General features: G+C 76.0%; 18 protein-coding genes. 4 read left to right on the top strand and 14 right to left on the bottom strand.

The window, feature by feature from the left end; all coding sequences use genetic code 11:
* Window positions 1-28 precede the first annotated feature (28 nt).
* Window positions 29-310, top strand: a complete 282-nt coding sequence (locus CHC04_RS07285) for a chaplin family protein (RefSeq protein ID WP_089403173.1) — start codon at window positions 29-31, stop codon at window positions 308-310.
* A gap of 81 nt (window positions 311-391) precedes the next feature.
* Here CHC04_RS07285 and CHC04_RS07280 read toward each other — a convergent pair whose 3' ends face one another.
* The 7 genes from CHC04_RS07280 to CHC04_RS07250 all read right to left on the bottom strand — a co-directional run bounded on the left by CHC04_RS07280 (window position 392) and on the right by CHC04_RS07250 (window position 6,696).
* Window positions 392-682: a phosphatase RsbU N-terminal domain-containing protein gene (locus CHC04_RS07280; RefSeq protein ID WP_089403172.1), complete on the bottom strand. Its 291-nt coding sequence runs from the start codon at window positions 680-682 to the stop codon at window positions 392-394.
* Window positions 679-1,083, bottom strand: coding sequence for an STAS domain-containing protein (locus CHC04_RS07275; protein WP_245817041.1), 405 nt, complete (start codon window positions 1,081-1,083; stop codon window positions 679-681). Before CHC04_RS07275 ends, CHC04_RS07280 begins: the two co-directional genes overlap by 4 nt.
* On the bottom strand, window positions 1,080-1,985 hold the full coding sequence (locus CHC04_RS07270) for an STAS domain-containing protein (protein ID WP_245817040.1): 906 nt from the start codon (window positions 1,983-1,985) through the stop codon (window positions 1,080-1,082). The genes CHC04_RS07275 and CHC04_RS07270 overlap by 4 nt, the downstream gene beginning before the upstream one ends.
* Window positions 1,967-3,046 carry a sigma-70 family RNA polymerase sigma factor gene (locus CHC04_RS07265; protein ID WP_245817039.1) on the bottom strand — a complete coding sequence of 360 codons (1,080 nt, stop codon included), beginning with the start codon at window positions 3,044-3,046 and terminating at the stop codon, window positions 1,967-1,969. The genes CHC04_RS07270 and CHC04_RS07265 overlap by 19 nt, the downstream gene beginning before the upstream one ends.
* A 66-nt stretch (window positions 3,047-3,112) precedes the next feature.
* Window positions 3,113-4,135: an acetamidase/formamidase family protein gene (locus CHC04_RS07260; protein WP_089403170.1), complete on the bottom strand. Its 1,023-nt coding sequence runs from the start codon at window positions 4,133-4,135 to the stop codon at window positions 3,113-3,115.
* Complete coding sequence (locus CHC04_RS07255; protein ID WP_089403169.1) at window positions 4,132-5,577, bottom strand: APC family permease; 1,446 nt, start codon at window positions 5,575-5,577, stop codon at window positions 4,132-4,134. The genes CHC04_RS07260 and CHC04_RS07255 overlap by 4 nt, the downstream gene beginning before the upstream one ends.
* Window positions 5,578-5,667: 90 nt before the next feature.
* On the bottom strand, window positions 5,668-6,696 hold the full coding sequence (locus CHC04_RS07250) for an ABC transporter substrate-binding protein (protein WP_217897214.1): 1,029 nt from the start codon (window positions 6,694-6,696) through the stop codon (window positions 5,668-5,670).
* A gap of 21 nt (window positions 6,697-6,717) precedes the next feature.
* Between CHC04_RS07250 and CHC04_RS07245 the strand changes: the two genes are divergently transcribed.
* Complete coding sequence (locus tag CHC04_RS07245) at window positions 6,718-7,176, top strand: MarR family winged helix-turn-helix transcriptional regulator (RefSeq protein WP_089403407.1); 459 nt, start codon at window positions 6,718-6,720, stop codon at window positions 7,174-7,176.
* 12 nt (window positions 7,177-7,188) lie between these two features.
* Here the strand turns inward: CHC04_RS07245 and CHC04_RS07240 are convergent, their stop codons facing one another.
* From CHC04_RS07240 to CHC04_RS07225, 4 genes are all read right to left on the bottom strand, one after another.
* Entirely contained in the window at window positions 7,189-7,494 is a 306-nt protein-coding gene (locus tag CHC04_RS07240; RefSeq protein ID WP_089403168.1) for a hypothetical protein, read from the bottom strand.
* A gap of 70 nt (window positions 7,495-7,564) precedes the next feature.
* Window positions 7,565-8,143 (bottom strand): hemerythrin domain-containing protein, encoded by a 579-nt coding sequence (locus CHC04_RS24000; RefSeq protein WP_176449856.1) that lies wholly within the window; start codon window positions 8,141-8,143, stop codon window positions 7,565-7,567.
* Window positions 8,144-8,226: 83 nt separating this feature from the next.
* A complete protein-coding gene (locus CHC04_RS07230; RefSeq protein WP_089403166.1) occupies window positions 8,227-9,408 on the bottom strand; it encodes an acyl-CoA dehydrogenase family protein in 1,182 nt (393 codons plus the stop codon).
* Window positions 9,409-9,581: 173 nt separating this feature from the next.
* Window positions 9,582-10,088 (bottom strand): mycothiol transferase, encoded by a 507-nt coding sequence (locus CHC04_RS07225; RefSeq protein WP_089403165.1) that lies wholly within the window; start codon window positions 10,086-10,088, stop codon window positions 9,582-9,584.
* 96 nt (window positions 10,089-10,184) lie between these two features.
* Here CHC04_RS07225 and CHC04_RS07220 point away from each other — a divergent pair, with 96 nt between their 5' ends.
* Window positions 10,185-11,216, top strand: coding sequence for an NAD-binding protein (locus CHC04_RS07220; protein ID WP_089403164.1), 1,032 nt, complete (start codon window positions 10,185-10,187; stop codon window positions 11,214-11,216).
* Here the strand turns inward: CHC04_RS07220 and CHC04_RS07215 are convergent, their stop codons facing one another.
* Window positions 11,217-12,557 (bottom strand): serine/threonine-protein kinase, encoded by a 1,341-nt coding sequence (locus CHC04_RS07215; protein ID WP_089403163.1) that lies wholly within the window; start codon window positions 12,555-12,557, stop codon window positions 11,217-11,219.
* Window positions 12,558-12,597: 40 nt separating this feature from the next.
* A complete protein-coding gene (locus tag CHC04_RS25205) occupies window positions 12,598-12,729 on the bottom strand; it encodes a hypothetical protein (protein WP_281252199.1) in 132 nt (43 codons plus the stop codon).
* A gap of 53 nt (window positions 12,730-12,782) precedes the next feature.
* On the opposite strand from CHC04_RS25205, the gene CHC04_RS07210 reads away from it, so the two are divergent.
* Complete coding sequence (locus tag CHC04_RS07210) at window positions 12,783-15,914, top strand: acetyl-CoA carboxylase family protein (protein WP_089403162.1); 3,132 nt, start codon at window positions 12,783-12,785, stop codon at window positions 15,912-15,914.
* A 7-nt stretch (window positions 15,915-15,921) separates the two neighbouring features.
* Here CHC04_RS07210 and CHC04_RS07205 read toward each other — a convergent pair whose 3' ends face one another.
* The gene (locus CHC04_RS07205; RefSeq protein ID WP_089403161.1) at window positions 15,922-16,425 is read right to left on the bottom strand and encodes a DUF2505 domain-containing protein; all 504 of its coding nucleotides are present in this window, start codon (window positions 16,423-16,425) and stop codon (window positions 15,922-15,924) included.
* Window positions 16,426-16,542 lie beyond the last annotated feature (117 nt).

The raw sequence follows: 16,542 nt of genomic DNA, 5'->3' as shown, positions 1-16,542 counted from the left end.
CACCGGGCCACACACGGAGGGAACCCCCATGACCAGCATGCTCAAGCGTTCGGCGTTCTGTCTGGCCGCGAGCGCCGCGCTCGTCACCGGCACCGCCGGCATCGCCGGCGCCCAGCCGCTGATCACCGGCGGGCTGGTGAACGTCACGCTCGTGGACGTCCTCAGCGGCAACGAGGTGGCCGTCCAGATCCCCATCGGTGTGGCCGCCAACGTCTGCGGCGTCAGCGTCGGCGTCCTCGCGGAGCTGGCCAACACCGGCGACGTCAGGTGCGAGGGCACCGTCGAGCAGCTGCCCCGCGCCTTCCAGTAGCCCGCACCCGCGCGGGCGCCCGCCCGCGCCCGACCGCCCCCGGCCGGGGTCGTTGCCCCCGACCCGGCCGGGGGTCCTCCCTCATCGCGGGCGCAGCAGCGCCCGCTGCGCCATGTCCGACGTCGCCAGCACCTCGCAGAGGAACTCCGACGCCGCGGCGGCGACGTCGGCCAGCTCGCCGGCGGGGGTCTCGCGGAGGACCCCGAGCAGCACCTCGTGGTGCACGTGCACGACCTCGAGGATCCCCAGCCCCCCGGTGACCGCGGCCCGGCCGAGCTCGTACCCGCGGTGCAGGGAGGCCTCGCTGCGGCGGGCGAGGTGGGCCAGGAAGCCGACGCGGTAGTCGCGGGCGAACCCCTCGATGCCGGTCACCCCGCACCACCCCGCAGGGTCGTCACCGGACGGCGGGAGCCGACGACCCGGTCGAGGAAGGCCAGCCCCTCCTCGAGGTCGAGCGCGGTGTGCACCGACCCGGTGTCCATCCCCAGCGCCACCATGGCGAAGGCCACCTCCGGCTGGATGCCCACCACCACCGTCACCGCGCCGCGCAGCCGGGCGACCTCGCCGATCGTGCGCAGCGTCCGGGTGGCGAAGGAGTCCAGCACGTCGAGCGCCGCGACGTCGATGACCACCCCCCGGGCGCGGTCGCGGCCGATGCGCTCGACCAGGTCGTCCTGGAACGCGGTCATCTGCGTGTCGTCGAGGGCGGTGTGGATCGAGGCGATCAGGTAGGACCCCTGCCGCAGGATCGAGACCAACCGGGGCCCGGTCACGGGGCGGCCGCCCCGTCGTCCCTGCCGGTCGTGTAACCGAGGAGGCGCTCGGCCTCCTCGAGGCCGCCCTGCAGGTCGCCGATGGTGTCCATCTTGCTGAGGTCCACCCCGATGGTCACCAGCGTCTGGGCGATCTTCGGCGACAGACCGGTGATGATGACGCTGGCGCCCATGAGCCGGGAGGCGTCGACGGTCTGCACGAGGTGGTTGGCCACCGACTCGTCGACCTCGGGGACCCCGGTGATGTCGATGACCACCACCCGGGCGCGGTGGGTGCGGATGCCGGTCAGCAGCTGCTCGGTGAGCTGGCGGGCCCGCTCGCTGTCGAGGACCCCGATGATCGGCAGGATGAGCAGCCGCTCGCGCACCGGCAGGACCGGGGTGGACAGCTCGCGCAACGCGTCCTGCTGCTGCCGGATGACCCGCTCGCGCTCCTCGACGAAGCTCACCGCGACGGTGTTCGCGATGCGGTTGGCCGCGGGCTCGTAGGCGTCGAGCACCCGGTTGAGCAGGCCGAAGTCGCGCTGGTACTTCTCGAACAGCGAGCGGGCGAGCACGTCGCGCAGCAGCAGCACGATGCCCACGACCTCGTGGGTCTCCACCCCGCGCGGGATGATCCGCTCCGACAGGTCGCGGGCGTAGCGCCGCAGCGCCTCGACGCTGCCGGTCTCGAGCACCTCGACGTAGTTGTCGTAGACCGAGGTGGTCTCGGCCGCCATCTCCTGCGGGGTCATGGCGTGCAGCAGGCCGGCCTGCTGGATGCGCTCGGACCACTCCTGCCGCAGCCGCGCGCGGTGCTCGCGCAGGTGCGCGACGAGCTGGGGGAGCAGCTGGTCCTCGCCGGGAGCGCCGGGCGCCGTCGTCGTCTCCGTGCCCTGGACGCTCATCGCTGACCACACCATCTCGTCATCGTCACCGTCGTCCCCCGCCCCACCTCGGAGGCGATCGCGAACTCGTCCATCAGCCGCCGGGCGCCGGGCAGTCCCAGCCCCAGGCCGGCGTAGGTGCTGTAGCCGTCCTGCAGCGCCCGCTCGACGTCGGGGATGCCGGGGCCGGCGTCGCGGGCGGTCACCTGCACGCCCTTGCGCGGGTGGTCGAGGACCTCCACGACGACCTCGCCGGAACCGGCGAACTTGACGATGTTGCGGGTCACCTCGGAGACCGCCGTGGCGATGAGCGTCAGGTCGGTGGCCGAGAAGCAGCCGAGCCGGCCGGCGAGGTCCCGGGCGGCCTGCCGGGCGGCGACGACGTCGGCGTCGGCCCCGATGGCGATGCGGACCTCGTCGTCGCGCTGCGGCGCCCGCTCCAGCAGCGGCTGGCTGAGCGTGGCGCAGACGTCGCACTCGAGCAGGTGCCGCCCGGCGTCGACCTCGCGCTGGCGGCGGCGGTCGCCGCTGGAGAGGGCGAACAGCACCGGGCGGCAGCGCTCGGTCGGCGGCTCGACGCGGTCGCGGGCCAGCAGGTACTCGACCCGGAGCCGGGCCCGGGCGCGGTGCAGCTGCGCGGCGACGGCGCCGGCGGTCGAGCCGAGCTCGGTGGCCAGCGCCCGGGTGTCCCGGCCGGACACCTCGTGCTCGAGGAGGGCCTGCCGGTCACGCTCGGAGAGCCGGGTGAGCGCCTCGGCGACGGCGGACCGCTCCTCCGCGGCGAGCAGCTCGCCGTCGGGCGGGTCGGGCACCCGCAGGTCGACCACCCGGTGCTGGTTGCGCCGCTGGCGGTCCTGCTCCCGCCAGGAGGTGGCGACGACGTTGCGCGCCGTGGCGATGGCGTAGGGCTCGAGCATGCCGGGCTCGACCCGGCCGGAGGCGGTGAGGACGCGCACCAGGGTCTCCTGGACCAGGTCCTCGGCGGCGGTGGCGTCGGCCACCCGGGCGGCGACGATGCGCCGCACCATCGGGAGGAGCGCGGCCACGGCGTCGGGGCCGCCCGCCGGCGACTCCGCGACGTACTCCGCGGCCTCCACGCGCGGCAGGCTACGCGCGGACGGCCGTCCCGGCGCGGGATCGCGGCGCCGGGACGACCGCCGCGGTCAGCGCTGCCCGAGGTAGGCGGCGGCGGTCTCCCGCAGCCGCTCGTGCACGCCGTCGGCGGCGGGCGCGCCGGGCAGGTACCGCTTGGCCAGCTTCGCCACCATCGTGTAGTTGGTGTCGACGACGTTGCCCGCCGGCGCCAGTCCCGCCTGGCTGACCAGCTGGTAGGCGTCCAGGACGTCCCACCCGGTCAGCTCGGCGGCCCAGGTGACCAGGTCGTGCTGGCTGACCCGGAAGGCGTCCTCCAGCGGCCGGACCGAGCCGGTCGACATGAGGAACTCGTCGGTCTCCAGCCGTGGCCACGCCGGCCCGCCGCCCTTGACCAGGTCCACGACGACGACGGTGCGCATGGCCGCCTCGACGGCGGTGCCGCAGACCTCGCCCTCGCCCTGCCGGCAGTGCCCGTCGCCGATCGACAGCTGCCCGCCGGGGACGTTGACGCCGAAGTACAGCGTCGTCCCGGCGCGCACCTCGGGGGTGTCCATGTTCCCGCCGTGCGCACCCGGGGTGATGCTCGCGTGCACCTCGCCCGCGCCCGGGGCGACGCCGATCGTGCCGTGCATCGGGTCGAGCGGGAGCTCGACCTCCGGCCCGCCGCGGCGCGGCCGGAACAGGCAGGTACCCCGCTCCCGGTCGACCTCGTAGAGCCACACCAGCTCCTCCAGCGGCGCGTGCAGCATCGCCGTCTGGTGCGTGGTGGTCAGCGCACCGAAGTGCGGGAAGGTGGTCGACACCGCCCAGTCGCGCACCGGCGCGACGTCGACCAGGTGCACGGCCAGCGTGTCGCCGGGCTCGGCGCCCTCGACGGCGATCGGGCCGGTGACCGGGTTGAGGTAGGGGAACACGCAGACCTGGCTGGGCAGGTCGTCGACGCCGCGCACCGCCCCGCCGAAGCAGTCCTCCGTGGTCAGCTCGACCACCGTGCCCGGGGCCACGGTCAGCAGCGGCTCGGCGCCGCCGAAGGAGTACCGCAGCTGGTCGGGGGCCGGCTCCAGCGAGACGACCTCGAGCGCCGCGGTCACAGGTTCTCCTCCGCCCGGATCTCCGGCCGGCGGCCGGTGGCGATCAGGACGACCATCAGCACCACGCCGATGGCCAGCCACACGAACCCGAGCTCCTGGGCGGCCACCTGGGCGTTGTAGACGACGTAGGCCAGGATGCCGAACCCGATGACCGGCACCACCAGGTGCAGCCACCAGTTGCGGCTCCTGAGGCGACCGACGAAGTGCCAGACGACGGCGACGTGCAACAGCAGGAACGCCGACAGCGCGCCGAAGTTGACCAGGGTGGACAGCAGCGTGATGCCGTCCTCGCGCTGCTCCATGTAGAGGCCGAGGACGAGGGAGACGGCCGCGACGAGGAAGGTGGCGTTGACCGGCACGCGGCGGGTCGGGTGCACCTGGCGCAGGAAGCCGGGCAGCTGGCGGTCGCGCGCCATGGCGAACAGCAGCCGCGAGGTGGCCGCCTGGGCGACCAGCGAGTTGGCGAAGCCCCACGCGACCGCCGTCGCGATCGCCGTCAGCGTGCCCAGCCAGGCACCGCCGGCCACCTCGGCCGCGTCGTAGAAGGCGGTGCCCGCGGCGTCGCCCTCGGCGATGAGCGCGTCCGGGTCGGGCACCAGCAGCGCGGCGACCCAGGTCTGCACGATGAACAGCGTCCCGGCCAGCGCCAGCGCGGCGATCATCGCCTTGCCGATGGAGCGGGCCGACTCCCGGTTCTCCTCGGCGAGGGTGGAGATGCCGTCGAAGCCGAGGAAGCTCAGCACCGCGACCGACACGGCGCCGAACACCAGCTCCAGCGAGAAGGTGTCGCTGTTGTAGATCGGCGTGAGGTCGAAGCCGCGGCCCTCGCCGGAGGCCAGCGCGACGACGCCGATGACGAGGAAGACCGCCAGCACGACGAGCTCCCCGACCAGCATGATCTTGTTGACCCGCGCGGTGAACTCGATGCCGAAGTAGTTGACGACCGTGTTGAGGACGACGAAGCCGATCAGCCAGACCCAGACCGGGATCGACGTCACGATCGAGTTCATCGCGACCGCGGCGATGAGGTACAGCAGCGCCGGGACCAGCACGTAGTCGAGCAGGATCATCCAGCCGGCGATGAACCCGACCGGCTGGGCGATGCCGCGCCCGGCGTAGGTGTAGACCGAGCCGGCCATCGGGAAGGCGCGCGACATCTGCGAGTACGACGCCGCGGTGAAGGCCATCGCCAGGCCGCCGATGGCGTAGGCGAGCGCGATCATCCCGCCGGAGGCCTGGAAGACGCTGCCGAAGATGCCGAACGGCGCGATCGGGACCATGAAGACCAGGCCGTAGACCAGCAGGTCGGTGAAGCTCAGCGAGCGCTTGAGCTCCTGCCGGTAGCCGAACTCCTCGACCCCGGCGGCGCCGGCGGCCGGGACCGCGCCGGCACCGGTGCTCCCGGTGGCGTGCGCGGTGGGGGTGGTGCGGGGGTCGGTCACGACTCCTCCTCTCGGCCGGCTCGGGGCCGGACGCGGGGAGGGTAGGCCGAGATCCTTCCAACTGGAAACACCGGGGGGTCGGCCCCGCGGTCAGACCTCCCGGAAGACGAGGCCGTCGGCGCGGGCCAGCCGGGACCGGGGTGCCCGCACGGGCGGCGCCGGCTCGCCGGCGAGCAGGCCGGCCGCGGTGCGGACGCCGTCGTAGACGCCGCGGGCGTAGGCGCACACGACCGGCGCGTCCGGCCCGGCGCGGGCGGCCAGCCGCTCCTGCAGCGCGAGCTGCCCCTCGTCGGTGGCGCCGGCTCCCGCGGCGAAGGAGGGCATGCAGGCGTAGAGCTCCCCGGAGCCGTCGCCGCCGACGGCGTAGAGGCCGTTCTCCTCCAGCGCCCCCGACAGCCGGACCACCCGGCGGTCGAGGCCGGCGCGGGCGAAGGCCCGGTTGAAGGCGACCAGGTCGCGGCCGACCAGGCTGAGCAGGACGGCGTCGGCGCGGCTGCGGCGGACCAGGTCCAGGGCCGGGCCGGGGTCGGCCGGGCCGAAGGGCACCAGCAGCTCGCCGACCACCTCGGCGCCCAGCTCGCGCAGGACCGCGCGGGCCGCGCGGTGCACCGCCTGCGGCCACACGTAGTCGGTGCCGAGCAGCACCCAGCGCCGGGCCCGCCGCCGGCGCACCAGCCAGGCCAGGGCGGCGGCGTGCTGGCCGAGCGGGGAGGAGCCGATCCGCAGCACGCCGCCGGTGCTGCGGCCGCCCTCGTGCGGCGGGGTGAACACGTAGCCGGCGCGCCCGGCCAGCGCCCCGGCGACGGCACGGGACACGTCGCTGGTGGAGAAGCCGACGAGCACGTCGACCGCGCCGGCGGCGTGCAGTGCGGCGGCCTCGGCGGCGACCTCGGCCGGGCGGCGCCCGGCGTCGACGGCGACCAGTTCCAGCGCCCGCCCGCGCACGCCGCCGGCCTCGTTGAGCTCGTCGGCGGCCAGGCCCGCGAGGTCGAGCGCCGACGGCGCGGTCATCGCCAGGGGACCCGACAGCGGGACGGCCAGACCGACCCGCGCGACGCCGGGGGCGCGGCCGACGACGGCGGCCTCCCAGGCGTCCAGCGGGACGGTCGGTCCGGGCACCGCCTGAGTATGGTGCCGACCATGACGGTCGAGCAGCGGGCCACGGGTGTTCCCGTGCCGCCGTCGACCGGGCCCTCCCTGGTGGAGCTGCTGACCGCGGTCACCCGGCGGGTCGCCCGCGGCGTCACCGCGGTGCTGGCCGAGGACGGCGCGACGCTGGACTCCTACCGCGTCCTGCGTGCCCTGGGCGCCGGTCCCGGCTGCACGATGGGGGAGCTGGGCGGCGCGCTGACGATGCCGGCGCCCACCGCCACCCGGCTGGTCGACGGGCTGGTCGACGCCGCGCTGGCCTACCGGCTGCCCGACCCCGACGACGGCCGGCGGGTGCGGGTGCACCTGTCGGCCCGCGGCCGCACCCGGCTCGACCGGCTCGAGGCGCTGGTGCGCGCGCACGAGGACGCGCTGGCCGCGGAGCTCGGCGCCGAGCGGGTGGGCGCGCTGGTCGCCGCGCTCACCGACGTCGCCGCGGCGCGGGTCTGAACCGCCGTCCGCTCACTCCGCGGGCGGCAGGATCCGGGGGACGAAGACCTCGTCGATCGGGCGCGGGCCGACGTACTGCCGGCAGGTGCAGGGCACCCAGGTGTGCCCGGCCCAGCGGCCGCGCTTGTCGTAGGAGTCGCGGCGCAGCTCGGCGTAGCAGGTGTTGGTCTCGGTGTCGTGCTGGCTCAGCGCGTGACCGCAGCCGCACAGCGGCACGGGGTTCGGCGGCGGCGCGGCGGGACGGCGCCGTCCGAGCCGCCCGGCCACGAACCCGACGGCCAGCAGTGCCGCACCGACCACCAGGCTGACTGGTTCCACCGAAGACCCCTCCTGACGCCGCTGCCCTCCCGACGGTAACGCCAGGAGGGCAGCGGCGGCGCCGGACGGCTCAGGTGTCCTGCTTGCCCCGCCCGCTGACGGCGTCGCGCAGGTGGTCGATGAGCGCGGCGACCGGCCCGACCACCGTCCGGACCACGCCCTCGTTGGGCGTCATCGGGTGCGGCCGGGTCGGCGCGATCTTCTTGACCCGCTCCACCTGCTCGGCCATGCGCACCAGCTCCGCCCGGTCGAAGGAGGCGCGCAGCTCGGTGAACATGCGGCCCTCCTCGTGCTCGACGTGGCCGCGGATCTCGTGGATCAGCGTCCGGATCTCGACGTCGTAGCGCTCGTCGGACGGGTCGAGCCGCTCGAGCTGCTTCATGGTGTGCTCGGCCCGGTCGTGCTCGTGCTTGGACCGCTGCGCCTCCTCGGCGTCGACCTCCTTCTGCACCCGCGGGTAGACCTGCGTCTCCTCGGCGACGGAGTGCTTGACCAGGCCGATGCTCACCTCGTCGACGAGGGCGCGCTTGCGGGCGAGCGCGTCGGGGTCGGTGCTGCCCATCAACTGCTCGAGCTCACGGAAGATGCGGTCGAACTCGCGGTGGTCGGCGCTGAGCAGCTCCACCACGTCGCGCTGGGTCTCGGTCACGGCGTCTCCTGGGGGTCGCGGTCCGCGGCAGGGGACCGGACCCTTCCCCGGCGGCCGCCGGGGCACACGCGAGGACCGGGGCGTCAGCGCCGCCGGCCGCTGATGGCCGACAGGCCGGTGATCTCGCGGCCGACGATCAGCGCCTGCACGTGGTCGGTGCCCTCGAAGGTGTAGATCGCCTCGATGTCGGCGTGGTGGCGGGCGATGTGGTGCTCGAGCAGGATGCCGTCGCCGCCGAAGAGGTCGCGGGCGTCGGCGACGATCTGCCGGGCGGTGGCGCAGCAGTGCCGCTTGGCCAGCGAGGCCATCGCGGCGGTCATCCGGCCGGCGTCGGCGAGGGTGGACAGCCGCCAGCACATGAGCTGCATGGTGGTGATCTCGGCCAGCATCCGGGCGAGCTTCTCCTGCACCAGCTGGTAGCCGGCGATCGGCTGGCCGAACTGCTCCCGGTGCAGGCTGTGCTCCAGTGCCAGCTCGTAGGCCGCCGTCGCCAGCCCCAGCGCCCGCCACGCGACCGTGTAGCGGGTGCGGTCGAGGATGGTGGAGACGTCCTTGAACGACCGGCAGTTCTCCAGCCGGTTCTCCACCGGCACCCGCGCGCCCTCGAGGGTGATCTCGGCCTGCCACACCGCGCGCAGCGCCGTCTTGCCGGTCATCACCCGCGCGGTGAAGCCGGGCGTGCCCTTCTCGACCACGTAGCCGCCGACCTGGCCGTCCTCGCCGCGCGCCCACACGATGACGTGGTCGGCGATCGTGCCGTTGCCGATCCACTTCTTCTGCCCGTCGAGCACGAAGGCGTCGCCGTCGCGGCGCGCGCTGGTCTCCAGGGCGACCGCGTCGCTGCCGTGCTGCGGCTCGGTCAGCCCGAACGCGCCGATCTGCTCCATCCGCGCCATCGGCGGCAGGAACCGCTCCCGCTGCTCCTCCGAGCCCAGCAGCGCGATCGACTGCATCGCGAGGAAGCTGTGCACCCCGTTGAAGGTGCCGATGCTGCCGTCGGCGCGGGCGAGCTCGGCGGCGACCAGCCCGGCGGCGACGCAGCTCATCCCCGGCGAGCCGTAGCCCTGGATGGTGCCCCCGGCGATGCCGAGCTCGGCGAAGCCGGGCACCAGCTCGAAGGGGAACGCAGCAGCCTCCCAGTAGTCGTTGATCCGCGGCGTGACCTCCTTGGCGCACCAGTTCCGCACGCGGTCGCGGATCTCGACCTCCTCGGGGGTGAGCAGGTCCTCGAGGGCGTAGAAGTCGGTGAGCGCGGTGTCGGTCACGCGCCGACGCTACGCGCGGCGGGAGCCCGCCGCCGGACGGCGCCGGGCTGCCCGCGGGCCGAGCCCCACCGCGGCCCCCGGACGCCGAGTGGGCGGTCCTGGCCGCCCGGGACGGCGTGTCGGCGCGTGCCGCCGACCGCGACCGCCCACTCGGGCCGCGACGGTGTGGCGGCTCAGGCGCCCAGCAGTCCCCGCACGTAGGCCGCCTGGCCCACGTGCTGCAGGTCGTCGGAGAGCACGCTGACCAGCCGCACGCCGAGGGTCACCGGCGGGTCCCACCGCTCGTCGACGACGCGGTCGAGGTCGTCGTCGGTCAGCCCGTCGAGGAACGCGTCGCTGGCCGCGGCGACGGCGTCGGCGTACTCCAGCAGCAGCCCGGCGGAGGGCACCCGCACCGCCTCGACCTCCTCCGCGGACATGCCGTAGCCGGTGGCGGCGTCGTCGACGGGCAGGCCGAAGCGGGCGGCGAAGCCCTGCGCGGTCCACACCTGTGCCGTGCCGGCGACGTCGGCGAGGTGGTCGTCCTGCACGCGCAGCAGGTGCCAGGCCAGCCAGCCGACGGGGTTGGCGCCGGGCCCGGGCCGCTGGGCCAGCTGCTCGGGGGTCAGGTCGGCGACGGCGCGCCGCAGCGTCTCGCCGACCTGCGCGTAGGCGTACCGGAGGAGCTCGGAGGTGCGCATGCCGCAGCGCTACCCCTCCCGCTCGCGGGGGACGCCCCGGGCGGCGGTGCGACGGTAGGTTGCGGTGTCCGCCCGCCCGGCCGAGGGGGTCCCGCGTTGCCGTTCCTGCTGCAGCGGCTCCTGCGCACCCTGCGCCTGCGGCTCGGCGGCTGGCGGCTGCCGCTGGCCGTCGCCGCCCTGGTGTTCCTCACCAGCTGGGCGGCGATGGCGCTGGTGGAGCCGCCCGGCAGCGGCATCGCCGCGCCGGCGAACTACTGGTGGTACTTCGTCGTCACCGCCGCCACCGTCGGCTACGGCGACCTGTTCCCCGTCTCCACCGGCGGCCGCGTGGTCGGGGCCTACGTCATCGTCGGCGGGATCGTCACGCTGACCCTGCTGTTCACCGAGCTGGCCACCGCCCTGCAGACCACGCGGGGCAAGCGGCTGAGAGGAGTGGTCGGCCTGGACCTCCGGGACCACGTCGTCGTCCTGGGCTACACGCCCGGGCGCACCGAGCGCATCGTCGCCGAGCTGACCGTCGAGCCGGGCACGCGGATCGCGCTGTGCGCGCACGACGACGTCGCGGTCAACCCGATGCCGGAGGAGCCGGCGGTCTCCTTCGTGCGCGGGGACCTGACGCACGCCGACGTCATGACCCGCGCCGGGGTGGCCCGCGCCCGCACGGTGGTCATCGACGGCCGCGACGACAACGAGACGCTGGCCATCGCCGTCGCCGTCGACCACGCCAACCCCGACGTGCACATGGTCGCGGCCGTGCGCGACCTCGGCCGGCGCGCCACCCTGCGCTACGTCAACGCCGGGGTGCAGGTGGTGCAGTGGCACATGCCGTTCCTGCTCTCGGAGGAGGCGGCCGACCCCGGGCTCACCCAGGTCTACAACGAGCTGATGACCGCCGGCGGGCACGGCAACACCTACTCGGTGCGGGTGCCGCCGGGGATGCCGCACCGCACCTTCGGCGAGTGCCAGACCGCCTTCGGCCGCGACCACGGCGCGACCGTGCTGGCCCTGCGCACCGGCGAGGGCCTGCAGGTCAGCCCCTCCTGGGACACCCCCGTGCCGGAGGGCGCGACGCTGTACTACGTCGCCGAGCGCCGCCTGGACCCCGCCGGGCTGGTCCGCCGGGGCTGATCACCAGAAGCCGAGGAGGGCGGCGACCAGCGCCACCAGCCCGCCGAGGGCCGCGACGACGGCCAGCACGGTGACGACGACCGGCACGACGACCCAGCGGCGCTTGAACCGCCAGCGCTGCACTCCCCGCCGGCGGGTGCGCTGCGGCGTGCGCGGCATCCCCCGCGGAGCCGCCGGCCCGGGAGTCTGCGGCGCGGGAGTCTGCGGCGCGGCAGCCGGTGGCGCGACCGCGCGCGCCCGGTGCCCCCGGTCCGGCCCGCGCTCCCTGCCGTGCCGGTGCTCCCCGGAGCGGTGCTCCTTGCGCTCCTTCCGCTCCTTCCGCTCCTTCCGCTCCTTGCGCTTCTCGGCGAGGTAGCGGGCCTGGTCGCGCGCGTCGCGGGCCACCGTGCCGATGACCGAGGCCAGCGCGCGCAGGTCGTCGAGCTCGAAGCGCTCGACCTGGCTGCCCAGCGTCGGCCCGCTCACGGCCGGGGGGCCGCCGGGTGCCGGCGGTGACCAGGCCGGCCCCGGCCCGGCGCCGGCGAGCGCGTCCCGCAGGCCGGCCCGGGCGCGGCCGACGTCCCACCGCTGCGCGGTGTCGCGCGTGAGCAGCCCCTGCAGCACCGGCGCCAGGGGGCCGGCCCGCTCGGGAGGAGCGGGGTCCTCCTGGACGACGGCGAGCAGCGTGGCCATCGGCTCGGGCCGGTCGAAGGCGAGCCGGCCCTCGACCGCCGTGTAGAGGGTCGCGCCCAGCGACCACAGGTCGACGGCGGGACCGGGCTCCTCGCCGCGCGCCCGCTCCGGCGACATGTAGGCCGGGGAGCCGAGGATGGCGCCGGAGGTGGTGATGGACGCGTCGCCGGTGGCCGTGGCGATGCCGAAGTCGGTCAGGTGCGCCGAGCAGTCGGAGCCGACGAGCACGTTGGCCGGCTTGACGTCGCGGTGCACGATGCCCGCCGCGTGCGCGGCCTCCAGCGCGTCGAGGACGTCGAGGCCGATGCGGGCCACGGTGCGCCACGGCAGGGGGCCCGAGCGCTGCACGATCTCCTGCAGGCTGCGGGACTCCACGTGCTCCATGACCAACCAGGGCCGGCCGTCCTCCTCGACGACGTCGTAGAGGGTGGTGACGCACGGGTGCACCAGCCGGGCCGCCGTCCGGGCCTCGCGCAGGGTCCGCAGCCGCAGGGACTCGCGCTCCTCGTCGGTGAGGTGCGACGGGTAGACGATCTCCTTGAGGGCGACCGGCCGTTGCAGCACCCGGTCGGTGGCCCGCCACACGACCCCCATGCCACCTCGGCCGATGACCTCGGACGCCGCGTAGCGCCCGGCGACCACGCGTCCGGTACCGGTTTCGGCGGACATGCGAGAACGCTACGCCCGGGAGCGGGCCCGCGTCCCCTGCTCAGGCCGGGTTCGCCGGCTCCTGGGGGTCGCTGCGTTCCTCCAGGTCGGCGGCCACCTCCTGAGTCTCCATCTCCACGGCGATGTCGCGCGGCTGGGGGGCGTCGGGATCGGGCTGCGGCGGCGTCGTCATGTCCGGCAGCCTGCCCCGGATCGCGGCGGCGCGCTCCCTAGACTCCGGCGTCCGTGAGCGTCACCCGCCTGCTGGTCGCCAACCGCGGCGAGGTCGCCGTCCGCGTGCTGCGGACCGCCGCCGCCCTCGGCCTGTCCACCGTCGCGATCGCCCCCGCCGACGACGCCGGGAGCCTGCACGTGCGCCGCGCCGACGACGCCGTCCGGCTGCCCGGGACCGGCCCGGCCGCCTACCTCGACGTCGCCGCGGTGGTCGGCGCCGCCGTGCGCAGCGGCGCCGACGGCCTGCACCCGGGCTGGGGCTTCCTCGCCGAGAGCCCGCGGCTGGCCCGCGCCTGCGCCGACGCGGGCATCGCCTTCGTCGGCCCGGACGCCGGCGTGCTCGCGCTCTTCGGCGACAAGACCCGGGCCCGGGCGCGGGCGGCCGAGCAGGGCGTGCCGGTGCTGGCCGCCACCGGCGCCGACCCCGGCCCCGAGGCGGCCGCGGCGTTCCTCGCCGGCGGCCCGGCCATGGTCAAGGCGCTCGCCGGGGGCGGCGGGCGCGGGATGCGGCCGGTGCACGACCCGGCCGGGCTGCCCGCCGCCCTGGAGCGCTGCCGGTCGGAGGCGCTCGCGGCGTTCGGCGACGGCAGGGTCTACCTCGAGCGGCTGCTCACCGGCGCCCGGCACGTCGAGGTCCAGGTGGCCGGCGACGGCGCCCGCGGAGTCGTCCTCGGCGACCGCGACTGCTCGCTGCAGCGGCGCCGGCAGAAGCTGGTCGAGGTCGCGCCCGCCCCGGCCCTCGACGACGACCTCCGCGCCCGGCTGGCCGCCTGGGCGACGGCGCTGTGCGGCTCGGCCGGGCTGCGCGGCCTGGCGACGGTGGAGTTCCTCGTCCGCGGCGGCGAGGTCGCCTTCCTCGAGGTCAACCCGCGGCTGCAGGTCGAGCACACCGTCACCGAGGAGGTCACCGGCCTCGACCTCGTCGAGGTGGGCATCCGGCTGGCCGAGGGGGTGTCGCTGGCCGACCTGGGCCTGTCCGCGCCGCCCCCGGCCCGCGGCGCCGCCGTGCAGGCGCGGGTGAACGCCGAGACGCTGCTGCCCGACGGCACCGTACAGCCGGGCACCGGGGTGCTGGAGCGCTTCGTCCCGCCGACCGGGCGCGGCGTGCGGGTGGACACCGCCGCGGTGCCCGGCGCCGAGGTCGGCCCCCGCTACGACTCGCTGCTGGCCAAGGTCGTCGTGCACGACCGCGACCTCCCCCGCGCGCTCGCCGGCACCGCCCGGGCGCTGGCCGAGCTCGACGTCGCCGGCGTGCCGGTGAACCGGGACCTGCTCGCGGCGCTGGTCGCGCTCCCGGAGGTGGCCGCGGGCGGGGCCGGCACCGACCTGGTCGACGCGCGGCTGGCCGAGCTGGTGTCCGACCGGCCCACGGCGGAGGTGCGGCCCGTCGACGGGGTGCTGCCGGTGACCGCGCCGCTGTCGGGGGCGGTGGTCGAGGTGGCCGCCGCCGACGGGGACGCCGTCGCCGCGGGCGCGCCGCTGGTGGTGCTGGAGGCGATGAAGATGGAGCACGTGGTCGCCGCACCGGCCGGCGGCGTGCTCACCGGCCTGGCGGTGCGCGTGGGCGACGTCGTGACCGCCGGCGCGGTGCTCGGCGGGGTCGTCCCGGGGGACGTCGGGGCCGGGGCCGCCGGGCCGGGGACGGCCGACCCCGACGCCGTCCGGCCCGAGCTGGCCGAGCTGCTCGGGCGGCGGGCGGCCACGCTCGACGAGGCGCGGCCGGAGGCGGTCGCGGGCCGGCACGCCGCGGGCCGGATGACCGCCCGGGAGACCGTGGCGGCGCTGGTCGACGACGGCACCTTCGTCGAGTACGGGCAGCTCGGCCTCGCCGCGCAGCGCGCCCGCCGGTCGCTGGAGGAGCTCGTCGCCCGCACGCCCGCCGACGGCATCGTCACCGGCGTCGGCGAGGTCGGCGGCGTGGCCTGCGCGGTGCTGGCCTACGACTACACCGTGCTGGCCGGCACGCAGGGACGCACCGGCCACCGCAAGACCGACCGGCTGCTGGAGCTCGCCGCTGACCGGGGGCTGCCGGTGGTGCTGGTCGCCGAGGGCGGCGGCGGGCGGCCCGGTGACACCGACGGCGCCGGCTTCTCCCACCTCGACGTGCCGACGTTCACCACCATGGCGCGCCTGGCCGGCAGGGTGCCCACGGTCGCCGTCGTCTCGGGGTACTGCTTCGCCGGCAACGCCGCGCTGGTGGGCTGCTGCGACGTCGTCGTCGCCACCGAGGACAGCAGCATCGGCATGGGCGGCCCGGCGATGATCGAGGCCGGCGGGCTGGGCGTCGTCGCGCCCGACGACGTCGGCCCGACGGCGGTGCACGCGGCCACCGGCGTCGTCGACGTCGTGGTGCCCGACGACGCGGCCGCCGTGGCCGCCGCCCGGCAGGCGGTCGGGTTGCTGGCCGGCCGGGTCGAGCCGGGGGAGGGCGGCGACCAGCGGGCGCTGCGGACGGCGCTGCCGGCGAACCGGGTGCGCAGCTACGACGTGCGGCCGGTGGTCGGCACGCTGGCCGACGCCGGCAGCGTGCTGGAGCTGCGCCCGGCGTTCGGCCGCGGCGTCGTCACCGCGCTGGCGCGGCTGGGCGGGCGGCCGGTGGGGTTCCTCGCCAACGACCCGCGCCACCTCGGTGGGGCCATCGACGGGGAGTCGGCGGACAAGGCGGCGTCGTTCCTGCGGCTGTGCGCGTCGGCCGGGCTGCCGGTGGTCTCGCTGGTGGACACCCCGGGGTTCATGGTCGGGCCGGAGTCCGAGCGCACCGGCACCGTGCGGCGCTTCGGCGGGCTCTACGTCGCCGGCGCGCAGCTGGGCACGCCGCTGCTGGCGGTGGTGCTGCGCAAGGCCTACGGCCTGGGCGCGATGGCGATGCTCGGCGGCGACCTGCGGGCCCCGCTGCTGACGCTGGCCTGGCCGACCGGCGAGTTCGGGCCGATGAGCCTGGAGGGCGCCGTCCGGCTGGGGGCGCGGCGGGAGCTCGAGGCGCTGCCGCCCGCGGCGCGGGAGGCGCGCTTCGCCGAGCTGGTGGCCGAGTCCTACGCGCGGGGTGGGGCGCTGACCGTGGCCTCGGCGTTCGAGGTCGACGACGTGGTGGACCCGGCCGAGACCCGGGAGGTGCTGCTCCGGGCGCTGGCCGGGCTGGCCTGAGCGGGGTTCAGCCGGACTCGCCGAGCCGGCGCTGCAGCACCTCGTGCTCGCGGCGCAGCACCACCTGGGTGACCAGGTCGCGGACGGCGGCCTCGGCCTGCCGGCCGATGAGCGGCGCGTGGACCTTCGCGTCGCCGGTGACCGTGGCGCGCGTCCCGTCGGCGGAGGGGGTCAGCCGCCGCTCGCAGCGCACCCGCGCCTCGCGGCCCATGATCTCGGCGCGCAGGTCGAGGGCGCCCCGGTGGCCGCCGTCGCCGTCCGAGGTCCAGGTGGTGGTCTGCGAGACGGGCACGGTGCTGCCGACGAAGCGGGCGAAGACCGGCGGGATGCCCGTCGTGGGGGCCGACAGCCGCACCCGGGTCGTGGTGGCGGTGCCGTCGGCGCTGCTCGACGCCTCCTGCACCTGCGCCTCGAGGGCCGCGGCCACCTCGCGCAGGAAGGTCTCGTCGGTGAGGACGGCGAGGACGCGGTCGGGGTCGGCGGTGTAGGTGGTGGTGGCGTCGATGGGCACGCCCCATCGTCGTCCGACCGGCCGGCGGCTGCACGAGCGGGGTCCGCGGGGGTGGTGGGACGGGTGCGCCCGGCACGGTGCGGACCTCCGCGGTTCCGGTTCGACGGCGACCTAGCG

It is taken from the genome of Geodermatophilus saharensis (genome assembly GCF_900188205.1).
GTDB classification, from domain to species: Bacteria; Actinomycetota; Actinomycetes; order Mycobacteriales; family Geodermatophilaceae; genus Geodermatophilus; species Geodermatophilus saharensis.
The sequence above is the reverse complement of the archived record's forward strand: the minus strand, read 5'-3'. Positions and strand labels throughout refer to the sequence as shown.

Coding starts and splice junctions, on each gene's coding strand:
- CHC04_RS07285 (WP_089403173.1), top strand. CDS start 29: ATGACCAGCATGCTCAAGCGTTCGGCGTTCTGTCTGGCCGCGAGCGCC.
- CHC04_RS07270 (WP_245817040.1), bottom strand. CDS start 1,985: ATGGTGTGGTCAGCGATGAGCGTCCAGGGCACGGAGACGACGACGGCG.
- CHC04_RS07245 (WP_089403407.1), top strand. CDS start 6,718: ATGACGGTCGAGCAGCGGGCCACGGGTGTTCCCGTGCCGCCGTCGACC.
- CHC04_RS07225 (WP_089403165.1), bottom strand. CDS start 10,088: ATGCGCACCTCCGAGCTCCTCCGGTACGCCTACGCGCAGGTCGGCGAG.
- CHC04_RS07215 (WP_089403163.1), bottom strand. CDS start 12,557: ATGTCCGCCGAAACCGGTACCGGACGCGTGGTCGCCGGGCGCTACGCG.
- CHC04_RS25205 (WP_281252199.1), bottom strand. CDS start 12,729: ATGACGACGCCGCCGCAGCCCGATCCCGACGCCCCCCAGCCGCGCGAC.